The sequence below is a fragment of the Shewanella sp. 10N.286.52.B9 genome, from assembly GCF_002873635.1.
In the GTDB taxonomy this organism is placed as follows: domain Bacteria; phylum Pseudomonadota; class Gammaproteobacteria; order Enterobacterales; family Shewanellaceae; genus Shewanella.
The window spans coordinates 1-5618 of the sequence record NZ_MCTY01000076.1 but is presented as its reverse complement, the minus strand read 5'-3'; the positions used below and the strand labels follow the sequence as shown (position 1 = coordinate 5618).

Below are 5618 nucleotides of genomic sequence, written 5' to 3'. Positions count from 1 at the left end.
TAGCAGTAATTAACAAAAATATATTTTGAGGTATATCTATATAAGTGTTTGTATTATCTGATTTTAAAATATTTTAAGACTGAGTCGGTAATCACATATTTTTGATAAGATATGAATTATGATTCATGTGATTTCAATTGACTCAATAGTAAAACTTTAGGTGCAGGCAGTGCTAAAAATTACTTCATATTTAACACTCGATACTTCAGCCAAGCAGCTGATTAATCATCTTAATGATGAGAAAACCAGTCTGACTTTTTCTGAAAATGCAGTATTAATTAAATTATTAGATAATAGCGAAGAAATCTGGACAAAAGAGCACCTATTGGCGGAAGGATGGCCTGATAGGGTGGTTGCGCCTACTTCATTAACGCAGTGTATTAGTACATTACGCCGTAAATTAGAACCTTTCTCTGAGATTCATTTAAAAGCTGTCGCAAGACGTGGCTACCAGCTTCATATTGATGAACGCAGCCATGTGAAAATGGTTTCTTTAACTGACTCCGGTACGATTAGAGCTGCTTTTTTAGATGTCAGTGTGATGGTGAAAATTGCTGGTGCGTTATTTGTTATTGGATTAATCATTCTTGCTTGGTATCAATGTGAGTACCATAAAGTCCTTAAAAATACCGCATTTTGGAGCAGTGACAAGCAAGTTGAGATTAATATTGGTGGCTTAGAAGAAAGCGCAACTTTATTATACAAAAACGATACTGATCAACTGCATAAATCTAAGTGGCAGAAACATATTGCGCCTGAAAGTAACTTTGTCCAAGGATTAAAGGGCTTTAGTGCTTTTGCATTGACCAATGGCAACAATTATTCATTTGCTGCTTGTCCTGGTTATTCATTAGATGATTGTGATGGTGTTGGGATTATCAATATTAATGCGTTATCTCCAGAGCCTGCAGGCTTAAATATGCGTGAATTTGTACCGTTAACTAAAAAAATGGAAGAACGTATTCGATTTAATCGAGTGCTGATCCCAAAAGATAGCGTTGGCAATATTATCGAGCATCATTACCATGCTGACGTGTATTTTCCCGCAGCAGGTGAGAAGCTTATCCGTGGTGATTTTAGTCTCTCACTTGTCTATGACGGTGAAAAGAGTGGCCAAATCTATACCACGATCTGCATCACTGACGAAGATTGCAGTACGACGCCAATTAAATGGAAAACCCGTGGTACGTTTAATCAATATGAACAAACCATTGGCGATTATGAGGTTGACGTTTTCTATAGCAAAATAGCTCAAAAAGAGTTTATAAAGCCAGACTTCGTTACCCCGTCGGCAATGCGCTTTTACCGTGAAATTCGTCGAATGGATATTCAAGAAACCGAATTGATTTTCTTTAGAGTGCATTCCACTGAGAATACCGCTGTATGGATATTCCCTTTTATGGATGGACTTGTAGCTTGGTCTAAATATGAGAAAGTACAATTCTAGCCATTAGTTTAGCGTACTGAATAATTGAGTTTTAGTGCGAAGAAATAATGGGGGTAAACAAAAAGCCGACTAAAATAGTCGGCTTTTTAATGGGTAAATCAATTAGGCTTATTTGATAAATGCGAAGGCATCACCATAAAGGTGAGCTTCTTCTACGCCCATACCGCGAAAGACTTCACGGGCGGCGCCAACCATATCGAAACGGCCAGCAATATAAATGTCGTAACCCACTAAGCTGATATGATCTTGGTTTATTTGCTCAAGCAAGTTGGCTTGTTTACCATTCCAGTTAGCTGTCGCTTCTTCAACAACGGGAATAAACTCTAACCATTCATGGTTTGCATGCCATTGGCGGGCAATGTCTTGGTAGTACATGGCTTGCTCGTTACGACAACCCCAGTAAAACTGTGTTTTTATTGTATGGCCGCTAGCAATTTGCTGCTCAATAATACTCTTAATGTATGAAAACCCCGTGCCGCCAGCAATCATGATGCGAGGGCGTTGGCTGTCTTGACGAAAAAAAGCCTCACCAGCAGGGGCTTCAATATCAATAAACTCGTTGTTTTTTAGGCGCTCAACCACTTGCATTGGGTAGCTTTCTGATACCGCGGCGCCAATGTGCAGCTCAATTAAATCAGCGTTAGGTGCAGAGGCGATAGAAAAAGGACGTTTGTCTTTTTCTCCCATAACGATGGATAAGTATTGCCCTGCTTTGAAGTCAAAAGGGACTTCTGGTTTAAGTATGACCTGAAAAACAGCATCATTAAATGGGGTGATCTTTTCAACTTTACAGCGAATGGTGTTCATCTAACATCCTTGGTAGCCCTTTCTTTGAAGGGTGTTTTTATTTTATTTGTAGGGTAGAGGGTTAACTCTTTAGCTGGGCATTATAGCGTTGGGCTATCATCAATACCTAATTCGTCCCAGATTTGATCCACTTTATCTTTTACTGCTGGATCCATCACAATTGGCGTGCCCCATTCTCTGTCAGTTTCGCCTGGCCACTTATTGGTCGCATCTAAGCCCATTTTTGAACCTAAACCGGCAATAGGCGAGGCAAAATCAAGGTAATCAATCGGCGTATTATCCACCATTACGGTATCTCTTGTTGGGTCCATACGGGTGGTAATCGCCCAAATCACATCTTGCCAATCGCGGCAATTGACGTCTTCATCAACGATGATGATGAATTTGGTGTACATAAACTGTCGCAAGAACGACCAAGCACCCATCATTACCCGTTTGGCATGACCGGCATATTGCTTCCGAATTGAAATTACTGCCATGCGATACGAGCAACCTTCAGGCGGCAAGTAAAAGTCGATAATTTCAGGATATTGCTTACGTAAAATCGGCACAAAGACTTCGTTTAACGCCACACCTAACATGGCAGGCTCATCCGGTGGACGACCTGTGTAGGTGCTGTGATAAATCGCATCTTTACGCTGGGTCATATGGGTGACGGTGAAAACTGGGAACTTGTCTGTTTCGTTATAGTAACCAGTGTGATCGCCATAAGGGCCTTCTTCAGCCATTTCTTCAGGGTCAATATAGCCTTCTAAAATGATTTCGCTGGTGGCTGGGACTTCTAAGTCGCAACTGATGGCTTTGCACACTTCGGTGCGTTCACCACGCAGTAAACCCGCAAAAGCATATTCGCTCATTGAGTCTGGCACAGGGGTTACCGCGCCTAAAATAGTCACCGGATCGGCGCCTAATGCCACTACCACAGGGTAGCGCTCACCTGGGTGTTTTTCTTTGAAATCTTTAAAGTCTAATGCGCCGCCGCGGTGATCAAGCCAGCGCATAATCAGTTTGTTTCTGCCTAATAGCTGTTGGCGATAAATCCCTAAGTTTTGTCTTTTTTGGCGCGGACCTTTAGTAATGGTTAATCCCCAAGTCACTAGAGGCGCCACATCGCCAGGCCAGCAATGTTGTACCGGTAATTTGGTTAAATCCACCTCGTCACCAGTTAATACCACTTCCTGACAAGGTGGGTTACGTACTGTTTTTGGCGGCATGTTTAACGCTTGTTTGAACTTAGGTATTTTGGCAATAGCGTCTTTAAAGCCACTTGGCGGCTCAGGTTCTTTTAAAAAAGCTAGCAATTCACCCACTTCACGCAAAGCCAGTGGGTCGTCTTTACCTAACGCCATAGCAACACGTTTTGGAGTGCCAAATAAATTCACTAAAACTGGCATGTCGTTATTGGTTGGGTTTTCAAATAACAACGCAGGGCCGCCAGAGCGCAAGACGCGATCGGCAATTTCAGTCATTTCTAGATTGGGATCAACAGCATAACTAATCCGCTTTAGTTCACCATTAGCTTCAAGGTGATCAATGAAGCTACGTAAATCCTTAAAACTCATGGCTTATTCACTCTATTGTTAATCGCTCTTTGGGGCGCACTATAGCATTTTTCTAAAATAGGGTTAAGCGATGTTTATTTGTTGGTCGTTGATTTTAATTAACCTGCTCATAGCTATTGCCCGCGTATCTATGAGCATTTTTCTAAAATAGGGTTAAGCGATGGTTATTGGTTATAGGTTGTTTTGAGCTAGACTTGTTTATAGGGTAATTGCCATTTAATTGCCCTATATTAGCTGCTGTAGAAAATGCTGCTTAGGTACAAAGGGGGGCGTGAGATGAACAAAGAAGCACAACAGACACTGCCAAAGACCTGCTTTACGGCTTTATATCTGATGAGCTTAAAAGGGTATATCTCAGTAACTGTAGGCTTGAGTTTAATGCTTGGCATAAGCACTAATGCCCAAGGGGCTAATGCTCAAGACGCGAGTCACCACAAGATTTCAGCTAGCATGCAAGCTTTTGATGGCTTGCCGCAACTGCGATATCTTACATCCGATCGTCATCATGGTCATTCACGTCATTCACGTCATTCACGTCATTCAGGTTCATCAGTGCGCTGGGGCGTCGGTGTGGGGTGGAATAACGGTTGGCGTTACCCTTATTATAACCGGTGGGGAAATCGATGGAATAATGGCTGGGGCTATGGCTGGAATAATGGTATAGGCTGGAATAACGGCTGGCAAACGCCCTATCGCTATGATTACTATGATCGCCATTACCGCAGAAACTATGTGCAACCGCAGCAACATCAAGTGGTGTCTCCACCGAAACGATCCACCACCAGTATTGAATACGCCAGTGGCTTAACCCAGCTACCTGAAAATGCCCGCGCTATCCAAAGAGACGGCAGAACAATTTATCAGTGGCAAGGGCAAGAGTATTACTTTGACTGGTCATCACAACGCTATATGAGATTAGCCGCAGAAAAAGACTAATTGAGTGGCGCTGTTTCTACATAGGCTGAGAACGTTTATAACGTTTAAAGATAAAAAAGCCCTGATGGATCCTTCCATCAGGGCTTTTTGTGCATTGTCTACCGACAAAATGTATCGGCATTAAAACTGTTGTTGATGAAAACTTATTCATTCGCTCACTACGAAAACTGGGGAGAGAAGCAGTTGCTCATGTCCAAATAGTCGTCAACGGACTCAATAGGTTTGATAGTAGAAAGCAATTCCATGAAGTAAGGGGTATAGAATGTTTTCATAATCAATAGTCGCTGGGGACGACCATCAATCAAATCAAAGCTATTGGTTGTTAAATTAGTTAATACTCGTAATACATCTCCTAGTTTATGCTTTTTAATATTTCCCCTTATGACTTCCATTCATCAGGGTTACGCTGTTGCTTGCCTACGACATATTATTGTTATTATTCCTTGTTGCAGGTATTCAATTCAGTGACCATGCAAGCATGGGGGAGAGTGCTGTCACCTTGTTGAAACGGATAAATTAGCCATGTTGATAGAAGTATTACCTTGGGCGCTTAAGCCCTAATAAAACCTCTATTGCTCACTGCTGGGGAACAGTTAGCAACACATCAAATCTGCCTGAATCTATCTCCAATCACCCTAGTGACATCCTTACTTTAGGGTGGTTTACCTGCCTGTAGGCATACCTGCGACTTATAATTATTGTTAGCCTTGTTGCAGGTTTCAATTCAGTGATACTGCAATCATGGGGGGAATGCAGTCACTGAGCTTGAATAAAATTGACAAGCTTGATTGTTTAAAAGCCTTTATCGTCGGAATATTAGCTTCTTAATAAGTGCACTTGGGGTGGTGCGCTTATCGAATCAAACC

The 5618-nt window shown here is 42.0% G+C and carries 4 protein-coding genes; 2 read left to right on the top strand and 2 right to left on the bottom strand.

All coding sequences use genetic code 11. The features are described 5' to 3' along the window. Window positions 1-169: 169 nt before the first annotated feature. Window positions 170-1447 (top strand): winged helix-turn-helix domain-containing protein, encoded by a 1278-nt coding sequence (locus BCU91_RS05680; protein ID WP_102475888.1) that lies wholly within the window; start codon window positions 170-172, stop codon window positions 1445-1447. 108 nt (window positions 1448-1555) lie between these two features. Here the strand turns inward: BCU91_RS05680 and fre are convergent, their stop codons facing one another. Beyond that, the gene (fre, locus tag BCU91_RS05675; protein WP_102475889.1) at window positions 1556-2254 is read right to left on the bottom strand and encodes an NAD(P)H-flavin reductase; all 699 of its coding nucleotides are present in this window, start codon (window positions 2252-2254) and stop codon (window positions 1556-1558) included. An 80-nt stretch (window positions 2255-2334) separates the two neighbouring features. After that, window positions 2335-3816 (bottom strand): 4-hydroxy-3-polyprenylbenzoate decarboxylase, encoded by a 1482-nt coding sequence (gene ubiD, locus BCU91_RS05670; RefSeq protein ID WP_102475890.1) that lies wholly within the window; start codon window positions 3814-3816, stop codon window positions 2335-2337. Between the two features lie 276 nt (window positions 3817-4092). Here ubiD and BCU91_RS05665 point away from each other — a divergent pair, with 276 nt between their 5' ends. Further along, window positions 4093-4752 (top strand): hypothetical protein, encoded by a 660-nt coding sequence (locus tag BCU91_RS05665; RefSeq protein WP_102531070.1) that lies wholly within the window; start codon window positions 4093-4095, stop codon window positions 4750-4752. Window positions 4753-5618: the final 866 nt, after the last annotated feature.